At 31.3% G+C, this 21,001-nt stretch carries 21 protein-coding genes; 10 read left to right on the top strand and 11 right to left on the bottom strand.

Translation table 11 applies throughout. The annotated features are described in order from the left end of the window. The first annotated feature begins 238 nt into the window (after positions 1–238). Positions 239–736 (top strand): hypothetical protein, encoded by a 498-nt coding sequence (locus QO263_RS06055; protein WP_285627641.1) that lies wholly within the window; start codon positions 239–241, stop codon positions 734–736. 123 nt (positions 737–859) lie between these two features. Here QO263_RS06055 and QO263_RS06050 read toward each other — a convergent pair whose 3' ends face one another. The 4 genes from QO263_RS06050 to QO263_RS06035 all read right to left on the bottom strand — a co-directional run bounded on the left by QO263_RS06050 (position 860) and on the right by QO263_RS06035 (position 6,687). Beyond that, positions 860–1,753, bottom strand: coding sequence for a GNAT family N-acetyltransferase (locus QO263_RS06050; protein ID WP_285627638.1), 894 nt, complete (start codon positions 1,751–1,753; stop codon positions 860–862). Between the two features lie 305 nt (positions 1,754–2,058). Then, positions 2,059–3,999 carry a YhgE/Pip domain-containing protein gene (locus QO263_RS06045; RefSeq protein WP_285627635.1) on the bottom strand — a complete coding sequence of 647 codons (1,941 nt, stop codon included), beginning with the start codon at positions 3,997–3,999 and terminating at the stop codon, positions 2,059–2,061. Then, entirely contained in the window at positions 3,986–6,094 is a 2,109-nt protein-coding gene (locus QO263_RS06040) for an efflux RND transporter permease subunit (protein WP_285627632.1), read from the bottom strand. The genes QO263_RS06045 and QO263_RS06040 overlap by 14 nt, the downstream gene beginning before the upstream one ends. An 11-nt stretch (positions 6,095–6,105) precedes the next feature. Beyond that, a complete protein-coding gene (locus QO263_RS06035) occupies positions 6,106–6,687 on the bottom strand; it encodes a TetR/AcrR family transcriptional regulator (protein WP_502928700.1) in 582 nt (193 codons plus the stop codon). A gap of 276 nt (positions 6,688–6,963) precedes the next feature. Between QO263_RS06035 and QO263_RS06030 the strand changes: the two genes are divergently transcribed. Further along, entirely contained in the window at positions 6,964–7,158 is a 195-nt protein-coding gene (locus QO263_RS06030) for a hypothetical protein (RefSeq protein ID WP_285627629.1), read from the top strand. A gap of 206 nt (positions 7,159–7,364) precedes the next feature. Here QO263_RS06030 and QO263_RS06025 read toward each other — a convergent pair whose 3' ends face one another. Then, complete coding sequence (locus QO263_RS06025; RefSeq protein ID WP_285627626.1) at positions 7,365–8,357, bottom strand: diaminopimelate dehydrogenase; 993 nt, start codon at positions 8,355–8,357, stop codon at positions 7,365–7,367. A 210-nt stretch (positions 8,358–8,567) separates the two neighbouring features. Between QO263_RS06025 and QO263_RS06020 the strand changes: the two genes are divergently transcribed. The 5 genes from QO263_RS06020 to QO263_RS06000 all read left to right on the top strand — a co-directional run bounded on the left by QO263_RS06020 (position 8,568) and on the right by QO263_RS06000 (position 13,711). Then, a complete protein-coding gene (locus QO263_RS06020) occupies positions 8,568–9,890 on the top strand; it encodes a helix-turn-helix domain-containing protein (protein ID WP_285627623.1) in 1,323 nt (440 codons plus the stop codon). Between the two features lie 3 nt (positions 9,891–9,893). Further along, complete coding sequence (locus QO263_RS06015) at positions 9,894–10,049, top strand: hypothetical protein (protein WP_285627620.1); 156 nt, start codon at positions 9,894–9,896, stop codon at positions 10,047–10,049. 319 nt (positions 10,050–10,368) lie between these two features. After that, positions 10,369–11,691 carry a helix-turn-helix domain-containing protein gene (locus QO263_RS06010; RefSeq protein ID WP_285627618.1) on the top strand — a complete coding sequence of 441 codons (1,323 nt, stop codon included), beginning with the start codon at positions 10,369–10,371 and terminating at the stop codon, positions 11,689–11,691. Between the two features lie 3 nt (positions 11,692–11,694). Continuing rightward, the gene (locus QO263_RS06005) at positions 11,695–11,895 is read left to right on the top strand and encodes a hypothetical protein (RefSeq protein ID WP_285627616.1); all 201 of its coding nucleotides are present in this window, start codon (positions 11,695–11,697) and stop codon (positions 11,893–11,895) included. Between the two features lie 226 nt (positions 11,896–12,121). After that, positions 12,122–13,711: an ABC-F family ATP-binding cassette domain-containing protein gene (locus QO263_RS06000; RefSeq protein WP_285627614.1), complete on the top strand. Its 1,590-nt coding sequence runs from the start codon at positions 12,122–12,124 to the stop codon at positions 13,709–13,711. Between the two features lie 80 nt (positions 13,712–13,791). Here the strand turns inward: QO263_RS06000 and QO263_RS05995 are convergent, their stop codons facing one another. The 3 genes from QO263_RS05995 to yedE are packed head-to-tail and all read right to left on the bottom strand — an operon-like array spanning position 13,792 to position 15,423. Then, the gene (locus QO263_RS05995) at positions 13,792–14,067 is read right to left on the bottom strand and encodes a putative Se/S carrier protein (protein WP_285627611.1); all 276 of its coding nucleotides are present in this window, start codon (positions 14,065–14,067) and stop codon (positions 13,792–13,794) included. An 8-nt stretch (positions 14,068–14,075) separates the two neighbouring features. Next, entirely contained in the window at positions 14,076–14,285 is a 210-nt protein-coding gene (locus QO263_RS05990) for a sulfurtransferase TusA family protein (protein WP_285627609.1), read from the bottom strand. Further along, the gene (gene yedE, locus QO263_RS05985) at positions 14,278–15,423 is read right to left on the bottom strand and encodes a YedE family putative selenium transporter (RefSeq protein ID WP_285629220.1); all 1,146 of its coding nucleotides are present in this window, start codon (positions 15,421–15,423) and stop codon (positions 14,278–14,280) included. The genes QO263_RS05990 and yedE overlap by 8 nt, the downstream gene beginning before the upstream one ends. A 195-nt stretch (positions 15,424–15,618) precedes the next feature. On the opposite strand from yedE, the gene QO263_RS05980 reads away from it, so the two are divergent. Then, complete coding sequence (locus QO263_RS05980; RefSeq protein WP_285627606.1) at positions 15,619–16,050, top strand: C40 family peptidase; 432 nt, start codon at positions 15,619–15,621, stop codon at positions 16,048–16,050. A 92-nt stretch (positions 16,051–16,142) separates the two neighbouring features. On the opposite strand, the gene QO263_RS05975 is transcribed toward QO263_RS05980, so the two are convergent. Then, positions 16,143–16,868, bottom strand: coding sequence for a TrmH family RNA methyltransferase (locus QO263_RS05975; RefSeq protein WP_285627604.1), 726 nt, complete (start codon positions 16,866–16,868; stop codon positions 16,143–16,145). A gap of 143 nt (positions 16,869–17,011) precedes the next feature. Here QO263_RS05975 and QO263_RS05970 point away from each other — a divergent pair, with 143 nt between their 5' ends. Both QO263_RS05970 and QO263_RS05965 read left to right on the top strand, forming a co-directional pair. Beyond that, a complete protein-coding gene (locus QO263_RS05970; RefSeq protein ID WP_285627602.1) occupies positions 17,012–17,848 on the top strand; it encodes a putative ABC transporter permease in 837 nt (278 codons plus the stop codon). Positions 17,849–17,925: 77 nt separating this feature from the next. Then, complete coding sequence (locus QO263_RS05965) at positions 17,926–19,026, top strand: AI-2E family transporter (protein WP_285627600.1); 1,101 nt, start codon at positions 17,926–17,928, stop codon at positions 19,024–19,026. Between the two features lie 85 nt (positions 19,027–19,111). Here QO263_RS05965 and QO263_RS05960 read toward each other — a convergent pair whose 3' ends face one another. Together QO263_RS05960 and cwlD are read right to left on the bottom strand one after the other, a co-directional pair. Continuing rightward, positions 19,112–19,762 carry a phosphatase PAP2 family protein gene (locus QO263_RS05960; RefSeq protein ID WP_285627598.1) on the bottom strand — a complete coding sequence of 217 codons (651 nt, stop codon included), beginning with the start codon at positions 19,760–19,762 and terminating at the stop codon, positions 19,112–19,114. 420 nt (positions 19,763–20,182) lie between these two features. Then, positions 20,183–20,896: an N-acetylmuramoyl-L-alanine amidase CwlD gene (gene cwlD / locus QO263_RS05955; protein ID WP_285627596.1), complete on the bottom strand. Its 714-nt coding sequence runs from the start codon at positions 20,894–20,896 to the stop codon at positions 20,183–20,185. Positions 20,897–21,001 lie beyond the last annotated feature (105 nt).

The raw sequence follows: 21,001 nt of genomic DNA, 5'->3' as shown, positions 1-21,001 counted from the left end.
TTTCTGAGAGAATATTAATCATTAGAATTAGTGCTATCTTAATTTATTGTTTATAAAAACTCAATAGCATAATGAATTTTTTACATTTCGAAAGGCACACTAGACTCATTCATAATTTCAATTATTATTATATAAATGTAAGAAACATGGCTTCCACATCTATTCAAGTGTATCTGTACGCTTTAAAAATGCATATGCTATATAGTAAGAAAGTATATATAGATATGGAGGAATAAAATTGATAAATTGGGGGTCTTTTTACGGTGTAATAACAAATATTTATGATACTGGGTCAGGGACTGAAGAATCGATAGGATGCTATAAAATAATGACTGTGCAAGCAAGTGATAAAAGCATTGTAAATTTCGTAATAACACCTACTACTTATTTTGTAGACCATGCAATGATGTCAATAGGAGATACAGTAATAGGATATTATGATCTAAATGCCGCTGTTCCTTTAATTTATCCGCCACAATTACAAGCAATTGTTATGGCTAAGCTTGTATCCGAATATAATGTGAAGGTGGATTACTTTGATGAACAGCTAATAAGCAGCGATGGTACTTTAAAGCTAAATATAGCTCCTTCTACCCAGATAATATTAGAAAATGGGCAATCCTTTACTGGAAACCCTGCAAATCATGACTTAATTGTCTTATATGGACCAACTACAAGGAGCATTCCGGCACAAACTACGCCATACAAGATTATTGTCATTTGTCCTAGAATATAGTCTTATTTTTTTAATGATGAAAGTGCTAAGCTTAAGCTAATGTAAAATAATCTGTGCACTACTACGTTAATGGTAAAACTAAATCATTAGCATAGTAGTGCACAGATTTTGAAACACAATGTTTTATATATCATATTTATAGCATACAACAGCCTCTACCTGCTTGAATCCCTCTTGAATATATAGTGCCTTTGCCTTCTCATTCTCTGCATTTACACAAAGTATCGTCCTTTTATAAGATTTTTCTTTTGCAAAGTTTAGAGAAGCCCTTAGTAACATTCTTCCTAATCCTTTACCTTGGTACTCTGGTATTATGGCAAGAGGTCCTATATTCATTATTGGTGAATTTTCATATTCGTCCTTTGATCCTCTAACAATTCCTATAGGTCTTTCCTTATGATATAGTACCATTAAACCACCCTCTATATTGTCTTCTCCTGCAATCATTTTTGACACTATTTGTGGTGTAATAGGAATTTCACTTCCTTTGAGCTTTGCAAACCCAGCATTCCTAACATCACACCAGATTTGTTCATCACGACCTGGTTTTAGCAGTCTGATAGTATAATCCTCTGGAAAATTGAACTCAGGCACATCTAAATCCTCTCTTACAAGCAGAAAAGAGTATCTATCTGCCATGAACTTTAGTTCTTCAATAAAATTCATCAATTTCTTATTTATAAGTGGCACAAACACAAATATACTGTCTAAGCCTTCCGTATGTTTTAAAATAGCCTGCATGAGCATTTTATAACATTCGATATCCTCAATTTCTGAATGAAATATCCTAAATCGTGCCTTTTTTCCTCTTTTATTATAATCATTCATTATAAGTGAAGCTGTTGCTTTTAATTCGTCCTGATTATCTGTTACTATATAAGTAGGATTTTCTTCATTAGGTTCAAAATCTCTTAAATCTTCGTCATACAAAAATGAATCATCGATTTCCATTTTGTGCTTCTTGCAATAATTTATGAAATCTTCAATTTTCTCGCTCTTTAAAGCCTCAACTTTCATTTATATATCTCCCCTTTAATTGCAAATTTACAATTTTAATTATAAATCGCTTGTATTAGCTTCCATTATATAACAAAGCACAAATAAAAAGAAGATGCTATCTAAGAAATAGGACTTCTATTAGAGAAAACATAAATTGTAAAGAAGGCTTCTATCGAAGCATTAAATAAATTAAGGAAGCCTTTTTTGAAACTCATTACGGAAAGTTCATCTTAATCAAATATTATAAAGTAGAACTTTCCTATTCATTATAAAAAACCTACGGTTACCCATAGGTTTTTCTCACAATATTCTTTGATTTTTTCCTACTTTTTAAATATTCTCCTTAGCCAGCTTATAAATCCTTTTTGCTCCTCTACATCTGTCTTTATCTCTAGTTTTTGTTTCTTTTCTTCACCCTTTATTCCTTCTGTTTTCATTATAAACTTAAGATTTCCGTCCATATCTTCACTTATTCCTGTAAAGCTCTTATTGTTCTTTGATAGATTTACTAACTGATCTTTGTTTTCTAATACCTTTGTTATGTCAAGATCGTTATTATTTACTTCATCGGTCATTTTTGCTATGCCCTCGTTATGAAACTGGTTCATTCCTTCATTTAGCTCTTTTGTACCTTCAACTAATTGTTTGCTGCCTTCTTTCAGTTTTTGTCCCTCTATCGCAAGTCTTTGTGAGCCTTCCACAAAACTATCTGAGCCTTCTTTTGCCTTCAAGGCATTTTCCTTTAGCTGTCCCGCCCCCTGTTGTAGTCCTTTACTTCCTTCTATTAGTTGACTTGAAGCTTCTTTTAATCCTTCTGTGCCTGTGGCTAATTCATTTAATCCACTACCTATTTTTCTTTGTCCTTGATTTATACTTTCTATTCCTGTAGCTAACTGTGCCGATGCTCCTTCTGCTTCCTTTAGTCCCTCTTCTACCTGTGTCAATGCTGTTAATAGCTCGCTGCTAGATTTTTTAAGCTCTTGCAAAGCTACTTTTTGTTGTCCTAATCCTTCTAGCATCTTTTCAGCTAATCCATCTGCTCCAGGAATCTTTCCTATGCCTTTAGCTATGGTTTCTAGTCCCTCTACACCTTTTAACAATAGGCCTACTGCTTTTCCTTCCTTTTCTTTTCCTGCTTTAATTTGCTCCAATGCTTTTAGGCTCTTGTCCAATCCCTGAGTTAAACTGTCTTGACCATTTTTTAGGCCTTCTGTTCCTTGTATTAATTCTTCCATTCCTCCACTTAAAGCCTTAGTACTTTCCGGAATCTTAGCTATGCCTTCTGCTGCCTTAGCTGCTCCTTGAGAGAATTCCATAGCCTTAGAACTAAACTCCACTGAGCCATTACCTAAGCCTACAAATCCTTGTCCTAATTGATCAACGCTTTGAGATATGAGATTTACCCCGTTTATCAACTCATCTATTCCACCATCTAATTTAACTTGACCATCATATAGTTTTTCAGTAGCTTCATTTAATTTTTCGCTGGCTTCCTTTATCTTTTCTATGCCATCTATTAGTTCGTCTAAATTTTTTGCATCGTCTAATCCATTAATTTCAGGTATTTCGGAGGTAGCAGTGAATGCTATAGGCTTCATTTCAAAATCCTTAACTACTGCTTTTATTTCTAAACCATTTGTCAGGTCTACTATGTTTTTTTCTACTCCTAAGCTTTCCTTCAATCCTGGCAATGATACAAAAGTGATTATTTGATTGCTACCATCTGATACTATTTTTCCAGTGTTGATTTTTACATCTGTAAATTTATCCATAGGTAAATCTACGGCCGCAGCGATCATATATGGAGCATAGATTGTACCTCTTTTATCTCTGTTTTCTATATCTATTGTAATCCTAATATCACCTGATTTTCCCACAATATTTTCTGGCTCTACTAGCTTTCCATCTAAAAAATATTTTATTTCTATTTTTATTGGCAGTTCTTTGTCTGTTTTTCCTTGATAATAAATGTCCTTTTTATCAGATTGCCATATGAGCTTGCCTTGTTGTGATGTTGGTACCTCATCACCTTTTACACTTATTACTTCTTTTAGTGTTGTATTATCTTCTACTTTTTCTAAAATTGAATCAGAATGAAGCCAGATACTAGAGGTTGTATCTATGACTTCACCTTTACTGCTTAAGTTTACATAAACTGTTTCCTCCTTGGTAACCCTACCTCCTGCAAAAGCAATGCTAGATGTTAACATGGATAAAGCCATTACTAAAGTAAGTATTTTAGCTGTTTTCCTATTTGTTTTCATATGCTATCATTCCTTCCCCTATCTTTTTCTTTATACTATTATTCCAGTTTTTAGATGTAGCTCTTATAAGTCCTTCACCGGCTATCAGTACTCCAGGCAGGATAAACAATATTACACCTGTACTGATTAATGCTCCTCTTGCTATCATGGAGCTTAAGCTTTTTATAATCTCGATTTCAGATATAATCGCTACTCCAACAGTAGATGCAAAGAAAGTTAAACCACTGGTAATAATAGATTTTGAAGATTCCCTCACAGTTATCTCCATGGCTTTAAATTTATCATGACCATTTCTTAGCTCTTCTCTAAACCTAGTAGTCAGCAATATGGCATAGTCTACTGTCGCTCCAAGCTGGATTGATCCTATCACTATACTTGCTATAAATGGTATAGAATGTCCTAAATAGTAAGGAATACTCATATTGATGAATATAGCTAACATTATTAGGATTATCAGAAATAACGGTATAAATAATGATGTAAATACCATTAGGATTATGGCAAATACAGCTAGTGTAGATAAGGAATTCACTCTTTTAAAGTCTTTATCTGCTATATCCACTAGATCCTTTGTAAGTACTCCTTCTCCTGTCAATATAGCTGTTTTGTCGTATTTCTTAACTATTCTATCTATCATTTCTATTTGAGCATTTTCTTCTTCTGTTGCTGCTTTAAACTTAGAATTAATAAGTATTTGTTTGTAATCCCCTTGTTCAAACCTATCCTTTATCGAAGATGGTATGAAGCTCTCTGGTATACTTGGTCCTATTAGCTTTTGATAAGATAACACGCTTTCTATTCCTTCTACCTTTTCAATTTCTCCTATCATCTTCTTTATTTCATAATTGGGCACATCTTTTGATAGTAGCACCATATGTGTTGTCATCATATTGTAGTCGTCTTTAAGCTTTCTAAATGCTACTATAGATTCCATATCATCTGGTAAAGATTCATCTAGATTATAATAGATGTCGTTATTTTTCTCTCCATAGAAAGCTGGAAAGAATATTAATATAGCTAAAAGTATTAACACTTTATAATGCTTAGTAACTAATTGTGCCAATCCTCTAAACTCTGGCAGTATTGTACCATGGTTGAAACGATTTATAGCTTTGTCAAAGGTTAATATAAATGCAGGTAGTACAGTTAGCACAGATAATACTCCAAACAGTACTCCCTTAGCCATTACAAAACCTATATCTTTTCCTATGGTTAATTCCATAACAGCTATGGCCAAGAAGCCAGCTACTGTCGTCATAGAGCTGCCTACTATAGAAGAAGCTGTTTTCGCTATGGCTTTTGCCATTGCTTGGTTCTTGTCTTCTATGCTTTTGCATTCTTCTTCGTATCTATGAAGCAGGAATATGGAATAATCCATAGTAACTCCTAGTTGCAATACTGCTGCCAAGGATTGAGTTATATAAGATATTTCTCCAAAGATTAAATTGGTTCCAAAATTATACAGTATGGCATATCCTATGCTTATTAGTATTATAAATGGTACAATTGTAGATTCTAGTGTTAGCATCAATACTATAGTTGCCAATGCTACAGCTAATAGCACATAAATTGGCATTTGTTTGTCTGCTAAATCTACAGTATCCTTTAATACTGCTGACATTCCACTCAAGAAACATTGTTTGTTTAGCATACTTCTTATATCTACTATGGCTTGCTGAGTTACAGCTGATGATGATTCGTTGCTAAATTTTATCATTAACAAAGTAGAATTCTCCCTGTAGAACATTTCCTTTAGTTCATCTGGTAAAATTTCCTTTGGTATGGAAATATCTACAAAATCATCTATCCATACTACATTTTCCACACCATTTACCTTAGATATTTTATCCTTTACCTTTACTACATCTTTTGCTTCCATGTTTTCGATTACTAGCATACCTGTTGCAGAGCTGTTAAATACATTGTTCAGTATTTCCTGACCCTGTACTGATTCCAGGCTCTTAGGCAAATAGGTTAAAATATCGTAGTTAATCTTTGTCATAACTGCCCCATATATGGCTGGCAGCAATAGTACTGTAGCAATTATTAGAACCAATTTTCTATGCTTTGCTACAAAAAGGCCAAATTTGTTCATGTAATCATCTCCTAAATAATTTTCTTTATGGTATCAAAAAGAATTGGCTTCATTTCATCTATATCATCAGGTTCCTTTAATATTATGGAACTATAGCATACTGAGCCTGTTAGCTCTATAATCATAAATAACATCTTTTCTATTTCATTCTTAGACAGCTGTGTTTTTTCATATCCTCTCTCAAACATGCTGTATATTTCATATACTTCTTCATAGTCCTTATAAGCTTTTTTGAATACTCCCCAGGATAAATTTTTATATATTAGCTTGAGCATCAGCCTTTCACTTTTAAAATATTCAATAATGTAATCTATAAAGTATAGAAGCTCCTCTTCAAAGTTTTCGAATGCCATTACCTTAGTTTGATTAATAGCTTTGCTTAACACATGAGCACTTTTGTTTAAAATAATTCTATCTAATATGTCATATTTATCTTTAAAGTACAGGTAAAAGGTCCCCTTAGCTACTCCCGCCTTTTTAACTATATCGCTAATGGCTGTATCATTTATTCCTTTTGTAGTAAATAAGTTATAGGCAGCGTCATATAGAGAGCTTTCCTTTTGCTTTTTATTGTTTTCAACCTTTGACACCAATCAAATACCTCCTTTTAAAATGACCATCGGTCAATCATGAATATGATTATAGCATCATAATGACCAATGGTCAACTTTTTTATTCAAGATTTTTTCTTTCTGCTATGATTTGATGTTTTAAATGTGTTTATAATGAGAAACAAGTAGTGACTTTTAGTTTAACAGCAACTTATTTTAGTATCCTTAGACAGGATAAGCTGTATGTGATAATATAATATTGTGAGATGTGCTAAAATCTTCAAATCTATATTTTAATTATTCAATATTGGAAAGGTCGTGATTATCATTAAAAAAAATAGTTTTTTTAAGACAACATTTGATTATGAAGAGGACGATTATGATAGATTAAAAAACATGAGCAGAAATAATAATAAATATAAAGTCTTTACTAACAAAGCAACCAAGAAAAAAACTGAGTTCGACTATGAAGAAGATCCATATGAGCCAGAAAAAGGCCTCTTTAGATCATAATAATCCAAAGAGGCCTTTTGAATTTTTTTAGTTATTATATTTTTCTTTCACAGTAATGCTTTACGATCTGATAAGGTTTTACCAGTAAAACTACTATTAGAACAATTATTGAGATTTAAAATACTATTTTCCTGTATCTAGTTTTGAAAAAATCTTTCTATATTTTAAAAATTAAATATTAATAAAACTGAAAGAAATTTATAGCTTCACAGCTGATTTTTACACAAATCTGCTATAGATTTATCAGTTATATAGCTTAATGGTATATCAAAAACAGTCTTCGCTCCAACATTCCCTTCTTTGTTTAATCGATACACAGCCCTTGCATATGCTACTAATATGCTGGCAGTAAATTCAGAATTGCTGTCTAGTTTTAAAGAAAATTCTAATACATGATTAGTAGAACAATCTTCTCCTGTTCTCCCATTTCTGATGACAAAACCTCCATGAAACGTTTTGGAGTGATCTTTTTGTATTTCTTCTTCATCAATAAATATTACTTTAGTATCATAATCAGCAAAGTAATTAGGCATTACTTTAATTTCATTTTCAATTTTATTTTTATCTGCTCCTTTGTCAACTGCTACATAGCACCATCTAACATGTCTATCTCTAGTAGCTAATTTGAGAGTCTCTCCACTTCTTATTTTTCTAACTACTTCCTCATTAGGAATAGTATACTGAACTGCATTTTTGACTCCTGCTATTCTTCTTATGGCATCTGAATGGCCTTGACTAACACCTGGCCCCCAAAATGTATATGTTATTCCACTTGACAGGATAGAATCAAATAAAACTCTATTCATTGAAAATAGTCCTGGATCCCACCCTATGCATACAGCGCTAGTCTTGCCCCTAGCCATAGAGGCTTTATTCATAGCATTTAAGTATTCTGGAATATTCCCATGATTGTCATAACTATCAACTGTATTGTACATGCTTGCAAAATAAGGACCTTGTATTGGAAGATCTGTGGCAGAGCCTCCACATAAAATCATAACATCTATGTCGTTTACATAATCATTTGATATGTTGACATCTAAAATCTTTATATCCTCATCATAGCTTCTTATAGAATTTACAGGTCTTCTAGTAAATATAACTACTAATTCCATATCTGTATTTTGTTTAATAGCGATCTCTACTCCCCTGCCTAGTTTGCCGTATCCAACAATCCCAACTCTGATTTTGTCCTTCAATGTATACTCTCCCTCCCCATTATATTCCAAGTTATACAAGAATAAATGCAATTCTATAAATCTAAATCTTTTATTCTATTAATAATATTAATTAAAAGTAAAAAAAAGACTGAAAAACCTAAAAAAATGCAAGTAAACCCCTTTACTTTATTTTCTCTATATGGTATTCTTGTTTCAAGGTAATAATTTCAAATTGAAGGGCTGGTCTTTATGAGAAATGAAAATAAGGTTTCTGCTGGAGAGAATTTAAAACGAATAAGAAAAGAATTGGGATTAAGACAGCATGAAATAGCCGGTGAGGATATTACTAGAAACTTAATCAGTCTTATTGAAAATAACAGAGCCATATTATATGATACTGCAGCCAATATTATAGCTAAAAACATGAATAAAATTATGTATGAAAGAGATATAAATATTTTTATTAAACCAGAGGACCTACTTAACCCTGAAAGATATAACGCTAGGAAAAAAGCTAATACATATATAGAAAAATTAGAAAATATTTTAATCGAAAAAAAATTCAATATTGAACCAGAAAAGCTAAATGAAATAGAAGCTTTTTTAAATCAATGGGATTTGGTAGATAAAAAAGTAAGAATATATGAATTGTTAGGAGATATTTTTTATATTTCAAATAATTTGAATAGAGAATATTATTATTATTTCAAGGCCTTAGAAGCTTCTTATGATTATCCAAATATGAAAAAAAGGTACAAGCTAGCTTTAAAGCTAGTATATAACTGTGTTGTCACAGACAAAAATGAGGAGGTAATTAACTTATGCAACTATATGCTGTTAAATGAAAAAGATATTCCTGATAGATTTAAGGGAGTTTTTTATTATGATATAGCTTTAGTTCATGGTAAATTAGAAGAAATTGATAAATCTTTAGAGGCATTAAAAAATGCAAAAAAACATTTTACTTATAAAAACAATATGGATTTAAAGAAAGTTCTAATATTAGAGGGCATCTGTTATTATACAACTAAAAATTATAGTAAAGCATTAAAAAGCTACAATGAATTATTGAAAATATTAGAAGGAAAGAATATTGCCGATGAAACCTGCGTGACTTACATTAACATAATACAGGTATACATAGCAAAAAACGATAAAGAACAAGTAATTAAATATTTTGATAAAGTAATGTCGAACCTTCCTTATGTAAATGAAGATTCATTTTATCTTCCAGAAATATATTATGAAACATCTAATATATATTTATACTTAGAGAACTATGAAGCTTCTGAAAAATATTTGAATGCAGCCCTAGCTTTATCCCAAAAAAGCGAGAACCACAATCTTTATAAAAAGTTTGTTTCTACTTTAATAGATTTATACATTCAAGCAAATTGGTTAGATAAACTACGTGATTTAATGAATTCCTTAGAAGATAAAATTTACAATATTAAATTAAACGAAGAATTTATACTGGTACTTAAACTGTTGCTTTATTATGTAAGCCAAGATGATCATAAAGCAACTGAAATTATAATAACCAACTTATTACAAAAAGAAAAGGAGGGATAGTCTATGAAAAAGAAAATACTTATATTATCATCAATCTTAGTAATAATTCTTAGTAATTTAAGTAGCATAGCTTTTGCAGGTCCTATATTCCCAGAACCTACTAGACCAGATTCAGTTAACACATATGGTGTGATTTTTCCAGAACCTACCAAAGACTAAACTATTTATAAGTTTAGGTGCTAATTAGACCTATCTGTACTAAATCCATATAACAATACATATTCTTTATATCCTAACAATATATAAATTTTTCCTAAATAGGCCTTACTCAAGTAAGGCTTATTTTTTTATATATCAAGTAACGTACATTTGATAAATTTTACTTTCACTATTTTAATGGATAGTAACAAATTTTGTTTTTTAAATTGCCGAAAGAGTGAAAAACATAAAAAAATGTAAGTAAACCTCTTTACTTTATTTTTTTTATATGGTATCCTTATTTCAAGGTAAAAATATTCAAGTTAAAGGGCTGGTCTTTATGAGAAATGAAAATGAAGTTTCTGCAGGAGAAAACTTAAAGCGAATAAGAAAAGAATTGGGATTAAGACAGCATGAAATAGCCGGTGAGGATATTACTAGAAACTTAATCAGTCTTATTGAAAACAACAGAGCTGTATTATATGATACTGCAGCTAATATTATGGCTAAAAACATGAATAAAATTATGTATGAAAGAGATATAAGTATTTTTATTAAGCCTGAAGACCTACTTAACCCTGAGAGATATGATGCTAGGAAAAAAGCAGATACATATATAGAGGAACTAGAAAATATTTTAATTAAAAAAGAATTCTATATTGAATCAGAAAAACTAAACGAAATAGAAGCTTTTTTAAATCAATGGGATTTAGTAGATAAAAAAGTAAAAATATATGAATTGTTAGGAGATATTTTTTATATTTCAAATAATTTAAATAAGGAATATTATTATTATTTCAAGGCTTTAGAAGCTTCTTATGATTATCCAAATATGAAAGAACGGTACAAGCTTGCTTTAAAGCTGGTATATAACTGCATCATCACAGGAAAAAATGAGGAAGCAATTAATTTATGTGACTATATGTTGTTAAGCCAAAAAAGTATACCAAATAAATATAAAGGTGCTTTTTATTATAATAAAGCACTGGGATATAAATATCTATTGGAAATTGATAAATGCTTGATAGCCTTAGACAATGCAAAAAAATATTTTAAAGATAGCAGTAATAAAGATTTAAAAAAGGTACTAATGCTAGAGGGAGTTTGTCATTTTAGAACTGGAAAGCATACTAGAGCATTGAAAAGCTATAATGAAATATTAAAAATATCAGAAGAAAAAAATGACATTGATGAAATCTGTGTAGCTTACATCAACATAATACAAATTTACATAGCAAAAAACGATAAAGAGAAAGTGATTAAATGTTTTGACAAAGTAATGATGAATCTTCCTTATGTAAATGAAGACTCATTTTATCTTCCTGAAATATATTATGAAACATCTAATATATATTTATATTTAGAAAACTACGAAGCTTCTGAAAAACATTTGAATGCAGCCTTAGCTTTATCAAAAAAAAGCGGAAAACATAATCTTTATAAAAAATTTATTTCTAGTTTAGTAGAATTATACATTCAAGCAAACTGGATAGATAAGCTACATAATTTAATGAGTATCTTAGAAAATGAATTCAGTAATATTAAATTAAACGAAGAAATTACACTAGTACTCAAACTGTTGCTTTATTATATGAAACAAAATAATCATAAAGCAGCAGAAGATATAATAATAAATCTATTAAAAAAAGAAAAGGAGGTATAAATAATGAAAAAGAAAATACTTGTACTATTATCAGTTCTAATAATTTTAAGTAGTTTCAGCAGTATAGTTTTGGCAGGAGAAATAAATCCAGAGCCTATTAGAGAAGTTAAGGCTTCTATAGCAGGCGAAATAAATCCAGAGCCTATTAGAGATTATATCGTTGTTCCTTTTGGTGAAATAAATCCTGAACCAATTAGAGAATAAATTATTTATAAGTTTGATTGCTAACTAAACCTAGCTGTACTAAATCCATATAACAATACATATTCTTTATCCTAACAATGGACAAGCTTTTCCCAAAATAAGCCTTATTCAAAATAAGGCTTATTTTTTTATATATAATTGGGTTTATTTTAAATCTTCTATATTAGTTCTTTTTATGGTACAATATCACGAGGATTGTTAATTTAGGGAAGGAAGGTATTTTTATATGATTACTGTTACAAATTTAAGCTTACAGTTTGGAGGGCGCAAGCTCTTTTCAGATGTAAATATAAAATTCACTCCGGGAAACTGTTATGGAGTTATTGGAGCAAATGGCGCAGGAAAAAGTACATTTTTAAAAATTTTATCTGGTGAAATAGAATCAACTACAGGAGAAGTAGGTGTAGCTCCTAATGCTCGTATGTCTGTATTAAAGCAGGATCATTTCCAATATGATGAACATCAGGTATTAGAAACTGTCATAATGGGAAATGCAAGACTGTATGAAATAATGAAGGAAAAAGAAGCTCTGTATGCTAAACCAGAATTTACAGACGAAGACGGAATAAAAGCCTCTGAGCTTGAGTGTGAGTTTGCAGAATTAGATGGATGGGAAGCAGAATCCGAAGCCTCCTCTCTACTTCAAGGCCTAGGCATAGGTACAGAAATGCATGATAAAAAAGTAAAAGAGCTTTCAGGAAATGATAAGATTAAGGTTCTTCTTGCTCAAGCCTTATTTGGCAAGCCAGGAATTTTAATACTAGATGAGCCTACTAACCACTTAGATATCAAGGCTATATCATGGCTTGAAGAATTTTTAATAGAATTTGAGGGCACTGTCATAGTAGTATCTCATGATAGGTACTTCCTTAATAAGGTATGTACTCATATGGCTGATATAGATTTTGGAAAGATAAAGCTGTACGTGGGTAACTACGACTTTTGGTACGAATCAAGTCAGCTAGCGCTTCAAATGATGAAGGATCAAAACAAGAAAAAAGAAGAAAAAATTAAGGACCTTCAAGAATTCATTGCCAGATTTAGTGCAAATGCTTCTAAATCTAAGCAAGCAACTTCTCGTAAGAAGCTTCTCGAAAAAATATCTCTAGATGATATCCAGCCTTCTAGTAGAAGATATCCTTATGTCGGCTTTAAGCCAGAAAGAGAAGTAGGTAACAATATCTTATCTGTAGAAGGATTGTCAAAAACCATAGATGGAGTAAAGGTATTAGATAATATTAGTTTTACAGTGGCTAAGGATGATAAAATAGCCTTTGTAGGAGAAAATGAAATAGCTAATACTACGCTGTTTAAAATACTAATGGGAGAAATGGAGCCTGATAGTGGAGAATTTAAATGGGGTGTTACCATAACTACAGCTTATTTTCCTAAGGATAATTCTGAATTCTTTAATGATGTGGAATTAAATCTTGTAGATTGGATGCGTCAATTCTCTGAAGAAAAATCCGAAAGCTATTTGAGAGGATTTTTAGGTAGGATGCTGTTTTCAGGTGAAGAAGCCTTGAAAAAAGCTAAAGTACTCTCTGGTGGAGAAAGAGTAAGATGTATGCTTTCTAAGATGATGCTAAGTACGGCAAATGTTTTGCTTTTAGACCAGCCTACAAACCATTTAGACCTAGAATCTATTACAGCGTTAAATAATGGTCTTAGGGATTATAAAAGCAACATTCTATTTACTTCTCATGACCATCAGTTTATACAAACCATAGCCAATAGAATTATTGAAATCACTCCTTCGGGATTAATTGATAGAATAACGACTTACGATGAATATCTTGAATCTGTAGAGAAGTAAACTCAAATTCCATTAGAAGTGTGAAATAATAAAGATAAGGGATATGGCTCTTTGCACATATCCCTTATCAATTCTGCCTTTTAGCTTGTCTGCCCAAACAATTTTGACAATATCCCGTTGTTATGTTTTTCTTCTATTTTGTGAATTTCATCTATTTCTATATGCTGCTCCAAGCATATCGTACTAATTTTATCTCTCAGTTCACATGGGAATTGTGCTGCTGTTCCGCAGCTTGAACTGACTTGTCTAGGTACAGGCATTAGCTTAACATCTATTCCTTTTCTCTTTAACATCTTTTCAAATGTAAGAGCATGATTAGTAGTATGAAATGTAACTATGCAATAATAATTTCTCACAGCTCCACCTATTTTCTTATATTTAGAGTAAATTCATCCTCTTTTTCTTCTACGTTTACTGTGTATCCCTTACTAGTAGCAAATCTCTTGATATTTTCAACTGCTACTTTTGCATCCACAAGAACTTCTATATTTTCACATCCACTATCTATTGCTTTCTTAGTCATTATAACTGGCTCAGGACAAGATCTTCCTCTTGCATCAACTATATTAGCCATTTACCTGACCCCCTTCTTTTTGAGCAAAATTCTTTTTATTCTTATTTGCTGTAGCTACCACTGATATTGCAATAGCTATGACTACTACGAATCCAACTATAACTGCAATTCTTCCATTTGCAGTGGTTCCAGATGCACTAGATGCCAAACCAAAGTTATGAGCAAATGCTGCTCCTACGATTAATCCTAGTATAGTTACAGCTGCATCTGTATCTCCTTCTCCTGCTAGAATAGTTTGTCTCAATGGACAACCTCCAAGTAACACTGCTGTAATACCTACTAAAGCCATACCTAAGAAGTTCCACAAATGTTCGCTATGTGCTATTGGCTGCTCTGCAAAACCAACTTTAAAGGCAGCTGGATTAAATACTAGATTACTTATAAGTGCAAATACAAATACTCCTATTATACCCCATAAAAAATGAAAATCTTTTATTAAAAATGCATCTCTAAATCCACCTGCTGTACAAAGTCTAGTTCTTTGAAGCATTAGTCCTACTATAAGTCCTGCTGCTAATGACATTAAAATAGGAGCTGTCTTAGATCCAGGTCCTTCTGTACTAAAGAATATGAATGCAGGTGCTACAACTAAGAATATTAATAATACTACTGCTATTACAGGCATTATGTATCCTGATATTTCAGGTTGTTTTGTACTCTTGCCCAGCGTGAAGCCTCTCTTTAAGAACTGTATACCTACTAAAATACCGACTATATAACCTACTAAGCCTACTAGTGCATTTAGGTCTCCATTTGCAAGTCTTAGAATCATTCTAAGTGGACAGCCCAAAAATACTAATGCACCTACCATCATGAAAAATCCAAATACGAAACGTAAAATTGGTGAAGAACCACCTCTTGCCTTAAATTCTCCTTTGGCCTTAGCAAATATAAATGCACCAAGTATAAATCCAATTATTTCAGGCCTTATATATTGTACTACTGCTGCTCTGTGAAGACCTAAGGCTCCTGCAATGTCTCTATAGAAGCAAGCAACACATATGCCCATATTCACTGGGTTGCCAAACTTCACAAGTAGTGCTGCAAGTATTCCTAGCACTGCTCCTGAGCCTATTATCTTCCATTTTGCATTCCTCATGTTATCACTCCATTCTTGTTTATTTGTACTACCATATATAATTATATTAAGCTTGTCACATTATTAACAATTAAATTTATCTATAACATATGCTTGCCTTATAGGTTTTACAAATGTGTCCATACAAGGGAAAATATATTTTTTACTATCTATTCAATATTTACATAGTCAATTCATATTATGTAATATGATTGTTTATTTACTTCATATACATATTTTGGAGGGATAATTCCTATGAATAAAAATATCCAGGAAAAAATTAACGAAGGTATTAGAAAATATCAGTATGCTAAATTTCTCCGTAATGGAAGAAATTTAGAGGAAGGCATCGATTGTCTTGGATTTATAAAGCTTTTTTACAAAGATTTTGGAATAGACATTCCAAGTGATGATGGAAAGCCTATAGAAGAAGAATGGTATAGAACTGATCCTGAAAGATATATCCGGGGTATAAAAAGCTTAGGCTACAAGAATGTCAGTATTGACGAGCTGCAACCTCTTGATTTGGCTTATTTCGTAATCAGTCATGATGTAATTACCCATGCGGGAATCATGATAAGCAATAGGGAATTTGTTCACATGTCTCCAAAGAGCGGTCTGCTTATTAGTAAGCTTGAACGCCATTGGGGAAGAAGATTTAGAGGAGCAATAAGGCTTATAGAATAATTCTACTACTATTTTTACTGTCATACTGAGCGAAGCGAATGTATCTACGTTCAGTATGACATGAAGACTATCATCCTGAGTTCTAGAAGGATTTATAAATTTTTCGTAAACTCATAAACTGCTATCCCCACTGCAATGGAAAGATTCAATGAGTCTATTTCATTGCTATGGGGAATTATTATACTTGTACCTATGTCTTTAAATTCATCCCCTAGACCACTTCCCTCATTTCCAAAGACTAATGAAAATGGTCTGTTAGCCTCTATTTGGATTTCATGCAGACTTTTTTTTGCATTGAGCATGAATGTATATATATCTCGATTGTATGTAGCATTATAGCTGTCGAAATCTTCAAAGTACTGACACGAAAGTCTAAACATGGCTCCCATAGATGCTCTTATAGCTTTAGAATCAAATATATCCACTCCAGGTCTAATTATTGCTAAATCTTTTATTCCAAAGCCTAAAATAGTTCTTATAATAGTTCCTAAGTTTCCCATGTCACTAGGATTCACTAATACAACATGATTCTTTTGCTCATCTAGCCTTTGCTCATATTTTTTAAACACTCCTACAGCATAGCTATTTTCTTTTTTTGATATTCTATTTATAGCCTTATCATTTATTTGAATTTGAATATTATATTCATTACATAAATCTATTATTTTTTTTACTCCTTCATTTTCCTTACCAGCAGAGCCTAGTAGAACCATTAGGACTTCTTCTTTCTTATACTTAAGTAATTCTAATGTTGGAAATACTCCTATTGAATATGCATATTCGAAATCCTTCTTATATGGTTTTAATTGAATGTCCATAAAATCACCTCCACCTTATCTTTGTATAGTCATAATATTATTATACTATTTTTTTCATTTGAATATATAATATCTATAGTTTTTTTATTGCTCTTCTTTTTTTTATTATGCTATAATACCTATATGCTAAAGGAGGAAATCATATGGATGATATTTACCTTTTTTCTATTTCTATTAAAGAATTACTTAGTTATTTCATAGTTTATTCTTTTCTAGGATGGTGTACAGAAGTATGTTATGCATATTGGAAAGAAAATAGATTTATTAACCGTGGCTTTTTAGCCGGACCATATTGCCCTGTTTATGGATTTGGTGTTTTGTTGGTATTATTGTTATTAAGACCTGTTAGCAGCAATATTATATTATTATTTTTTAGTGCTGTATTTGTTACTTCTGTATTAGAATATATAACTGGCTATTTATTAGAATCGATATTTCATGCAAAATGGTGGGACTACAGTAATGTTCCATATAACTTAAGCGGTTATATTTGCTTAAGCTTCTCTGTTATCTGGGGTATTGCAGCCTCAATAGTTGTTTTATTTATCCATCCATTTATTGAAGGGTTTATACATTCTATTCCGTCTTCTATAATATATAGTCTGACTTATATCATACTTATTGGGATGTCTATAGATCTTGTCACTACTGTAGCAAATATTTTAAAGCTGCATCAATTACTTAGAGACTTGACAGAAAAACTAGAAAATCTTGATAAAGCCGCTATTAAGGAACACTTAGTTCAAGAAAAGAAGGAAGTGGTAGCTAAACTAGAAGGAGTATTGCATGGGAAGAAAGAAGATATCAGTGAAGTGTTAATTGATATTAGACATAAAATTAAAGGATTTAAGGCAGAATACGAGGAATTACTTCAAAAGCGAAGTTCCTCACATAAGAGAATTATTAAAGCCTTTCCACATTTAAAAATAGACAAATTTAAACGTGCTCTTAATGAGATAAAAAAAGAAATTAATAAATAAACAAAATTCCTATACTATACGATTTCTGCTTAACTAATGATATAATGAAGATAATTACTATTTAGGAGTGGATTACTATGAAGAAAAAAAGAGGTTATTTACACTTATTGCCGATCATAATTATATCAATACTATTATTCAAATTCATCACTGTTCCCGGCTCATTCTCGCCGTTCATTACTCTGTTGCAGCCACTTATATGGGCATTTTCCATTGCCTATATACTAAATCCATTGCTCTGTCAAATTGAAAAAAGGTTTAAATTCAAAAGAATATGGAACATATTGATTGTTTATGCAATACTATTGGTTTGCATAACTTTAATAATAACAATTCTTACTCCTAAAATTGCAATAGGCTTGAAAAATTTATTTAATGAAATTCCAAAGTTCGTTAAAATCACTGAAGAATATTTTAACACCCATACTTTGAATTTTGGTATACTGGATAGATTTGGAGTAACAGATTATCTCTATGAAAATCTTTCTAATATTATTAATCAAATAACTTCTTACTTAAACCCAGTACTAAATAGAACCATAGCTCAGCTTATATCTATTACATCAGCTTTAACATCTATCTTGATAAACCTTGCCTTAGGCTTAATCATATCTATATACATGCTTAAGGATAAGGAATTATTTAAAAAGCAATTTAAGGCTCTTATGTATGCTATTTTTACACCTGAGAAAGCAGAAAAAATAATTGAAGTAGGTAGAGAATGCAATCTGCAGTTTTCCAGCTTTTTAATTGGAAAGATAATTGACTCAACTATAATAGGCATATTGTGTTTTATAGGCTTGGCTATGCTAAGAACACCTTATGCATTGATATTAAGTACTATAGTAGGTGTAACCAATATGATACCTTACTTCGGACCATTTATAGGCATGATACCTGCTACTGTAATCACTTTGTTCTACAGCCCAATTAAAGCATTATGGGTATTAATATTTATATTCCTGCTACAACAGTTTGATGGGTTATATTTAGGTCCAAAGATACTGGGTATGCATGTAGGCCTAAGTCCATTCTGGATAATAACTGCTGTAACCATTGGCGGAGGAGTAGCTGGAGTAATGGGAATGCTTCTAGCAGTACCTGTCACAGCCGTTATTAAGACAATGATTCAGAAATATGTAGAAGCTAAATTATCTGAGAAAAATATAAGTCTATAAATAAAAAACATTAATCAATACTTAACGCATCAATATATTCTATCAAAAATCTCTAGGATTACAAAAGCGACTAATTTGTTTTAAGTTAGTCGCTTTTATATTTTAATCTTTTATGTACAGCCTCTACACCTAATATACATATATATATCCATATAAAGCCCGCACTATAGCCTGCGATTATATCTGTAGGCCAATGCACTCCTAGATATACTCTGCTGAATCCCATAAGACCTATAAAAGCTATGGTAAATATCCAAATAAGTACTTTGCTTAAGTCCAACTTTTTGTTCCTTAAGTAAAGATATGCAGCCATTCCATAAAAGCTAAGAGTATTCATTGAGTGCCCGCTGGGAAAGCTAAAGCCACCTTGCTCAACTAAAAAGAATTCATAGGGTCTAGCTCTTTCAAGGGATATTTTTAATAAATGATTTATTAATACACTTCCCAATATAGATATTATTAAGGCACAAAGCTCTATCCAATGCTTTTTCTTTAGTAAATACCATATTAAAAATGGTGCTATAATAAAGTAAAATTTGGCTGATCCCATAAAACTAATTGCAATCATAAAATTCTTTACAACTGGATTAATATTTTCATGAACAGAAGAAATAATCTTATGATCAAATAATATTCCTCCATCTATTGCTGATACCTTTATAGCTAAAAAAACGAATACTGTTAATAATATTAGAGAAATTATAGCCCCAATTATAGTAGATTTATTTTTTATCATTCTATCAACCACCTTATGATTCATTTGTCGCCAAAGTAGCATAAATTTTTATCCATTGCCTTATTCATATTCTATTATAGAATCTAAAATTATCAAAGTTTTATTTATAGAAAAATTCCATTATATCTTTGCAACTAAATATCTAAGATAATTAGTACTTAATTCCTAGTTCTTTCAGTTGATATAGATTCTCAATTTTCTATCCACTTTATCCACATTATCCACAATCGGTGGTGGATAACTTATGTAAACATAACTAATATCTAATTTAAAAGTAATACAAGGCTATACTTTACATAATAATAGGTTTTCCACAGTCTTTGAAGTTATCCACAAAATATTATTCACATATTATTAACACAGCAAATTATGATTTTCATTATCTATTGAAATGGCATTTTTAGTATTTCTGATTCACAGTCATTTTTCATATTCATTAAAGTATCTCATAACTCCTATATAAATTCCCCATGCTATTTTTTGTTGATACTTAGGATCTTTTAGCTTGCTTTCTTCTTGGAGATTTGATAAAAAACCGCATTCAACTAAAACTGCTGGGACTTCTGCTTCTCTTATTAAATAAATATTGTCTCTTGACTGAGGAATTCTTTTATTATTTTTATCTAATACATTCTTAAGCTCTTCTTGAATTAAGTATGCTAGATTTTTGCTTTTCTCACATCCAGCTTTATAGAAGGTCTGTGCTCCATAATATTGTGATTTTGGAAAACTATTTAAGTGAATTGACAATAATACATCTGGTTCACTATTATTGACTTCTATTTTTCTATTTCTAAGATCTTCATTCTTTTTATCTCTGACGGTTTTTGATTCTCCAGTATATAGACCTTCTCCATCATTTCTTGTGAGTATAGCTATCCCACCATTTTCCTCTATTAACTTTCTAAGCTTTAAAGCTATTTGAAGGTTTATTTCATCTTCTTCAACTCCTTGCTTCCCTACTGCCCCTGGATCAATTCCCCCATGCCCTGCATCTATGGCTATTATTTTATCAGTAATAGGCAGATACATTGTAGGAACTGAATCGTTTTTTTCCATAAACACAAAGACTATCCCTATTATAAGTAAAGGTAAAACTAATAGTACTTCTTTTCTTATCATTACTAACCTCATTAAAATAACACCCCTTAACATATTTACCTAAAAAAGATGATACTTAATACTATTTTTATATTGATGGCGATATTACTATTATGTTATGGGAATATTTAGAATGCT

Source organism: Proteiniborus sp. MB09-C3, from assembly GCF_030263895.1.
GTDB lineage: Bacteria > Bacillota > Clostridia > Tissierellales > Proteiniboraceae > Proteiniborus.
The sequence above is the reverse complement of the archived record's forward strand: the minus strand, read 5'-3'. Positions and strand labels throughout refer to the sequence as shown.

Coding starts and splice junctions, on each gene's coding strand:
- QO263_RS05965 (WP_285627600.1), top strand. CDS start 17,926: ATGAAGAAAAAAAGAGGTTATTTACACTTATTGCCGATCATAATTATA.
- QO263_RS06005 (WP_285627616.1), top strand. CDS start 11,695: ATGAAAAAGAAAATACTTGTACTATTATCAGTTCTAATAATTTTAAGT.
- QO263_RS06020 (WP_285627623.1), top strand. CDS start 8,568: ATGAGAAATGAAAATAAGGTTTCTGCTGGAGAGAATTTAAAACGAATA.
- QO263_RS05980 (WP_285627606.1), top strand. CDS start 15,619: ATGAATAAAAATATCCAGGAAAAAATTAACGAAGGTATTAGAAAATAT.
- QO263_RS05960 (WP_285627598.1), bottom strand. CDS start 19,762: ATGATAAAAAATAAATCTACTATAATTGGGGCTATAATTTCTCTAATA.
- QO263_RS06000 (WP_285627614.1), top strand. CDS start 12,122: ATGATTACTGTTACAAATTTAAGCTTACAGTTTGGAGGGCGCAAGCTC.
- QO263_RS06050 (WP_285627638.1), bottom strand. CDS start 1,753: ATGAAAGTTGAGGCTTTAAAGAGCGAGAAAATTGAAGATTTCATAAAT.
- QO263_RS05970 (WP_285627602.1), top strand. CDS start 17,012: ATGGATGATATTTACCTTTTTTCTATTTCTATTAAAGAATTACTTAGT.
- QO263_RS05990 (WP_285627609.1), bottom strand. CDS start 14,285: ATGGCTAATATAGTTGATGCAAGAGGAAGATCTTGTCCTGAGCCAGTT.
- QO263_RS06015 (WP_285627620.1), top strand. CDS start 9,894: ATGAAAAAGAAAATACTTATATTATCATCAATCTTAGTAATAATTCTT.
- QO263_RS06045 (WP_285627635.1), bottom strand. CDS start 3,999: ATGAAAACAAATAGGAAAACAGCTAAAATACTTACTTTAGTAATGGCT.
- QO263_RS06010 (WP_285627618.1), top strand. CDS start 10,369: ATGAGAAATGAAAATGAAGTTTCTGCAGGAGAAAACTTAAAGCGAATA.
- cwlD (WP_285627596.1), bottom strand. CDS start 20,896: ATGAGGTTAGTAATGATAAGAAAAGAAGTACTATTAGTTTTACCTTTA.
- QO263_RS05975 (WP_285627604.1), bottom strand. CDS start 16,868: ATGGACATTCAATTAAAACCATATAAGAAGGATTTCGAATATGCATAT.
- QO263_RS06040 (WP_285627632.1), bottom strand. CDS start 6,094: ATGAACAAATTTGGCCTTTTTGTAGCAAAGCATAGAAAATTGGTTCTA.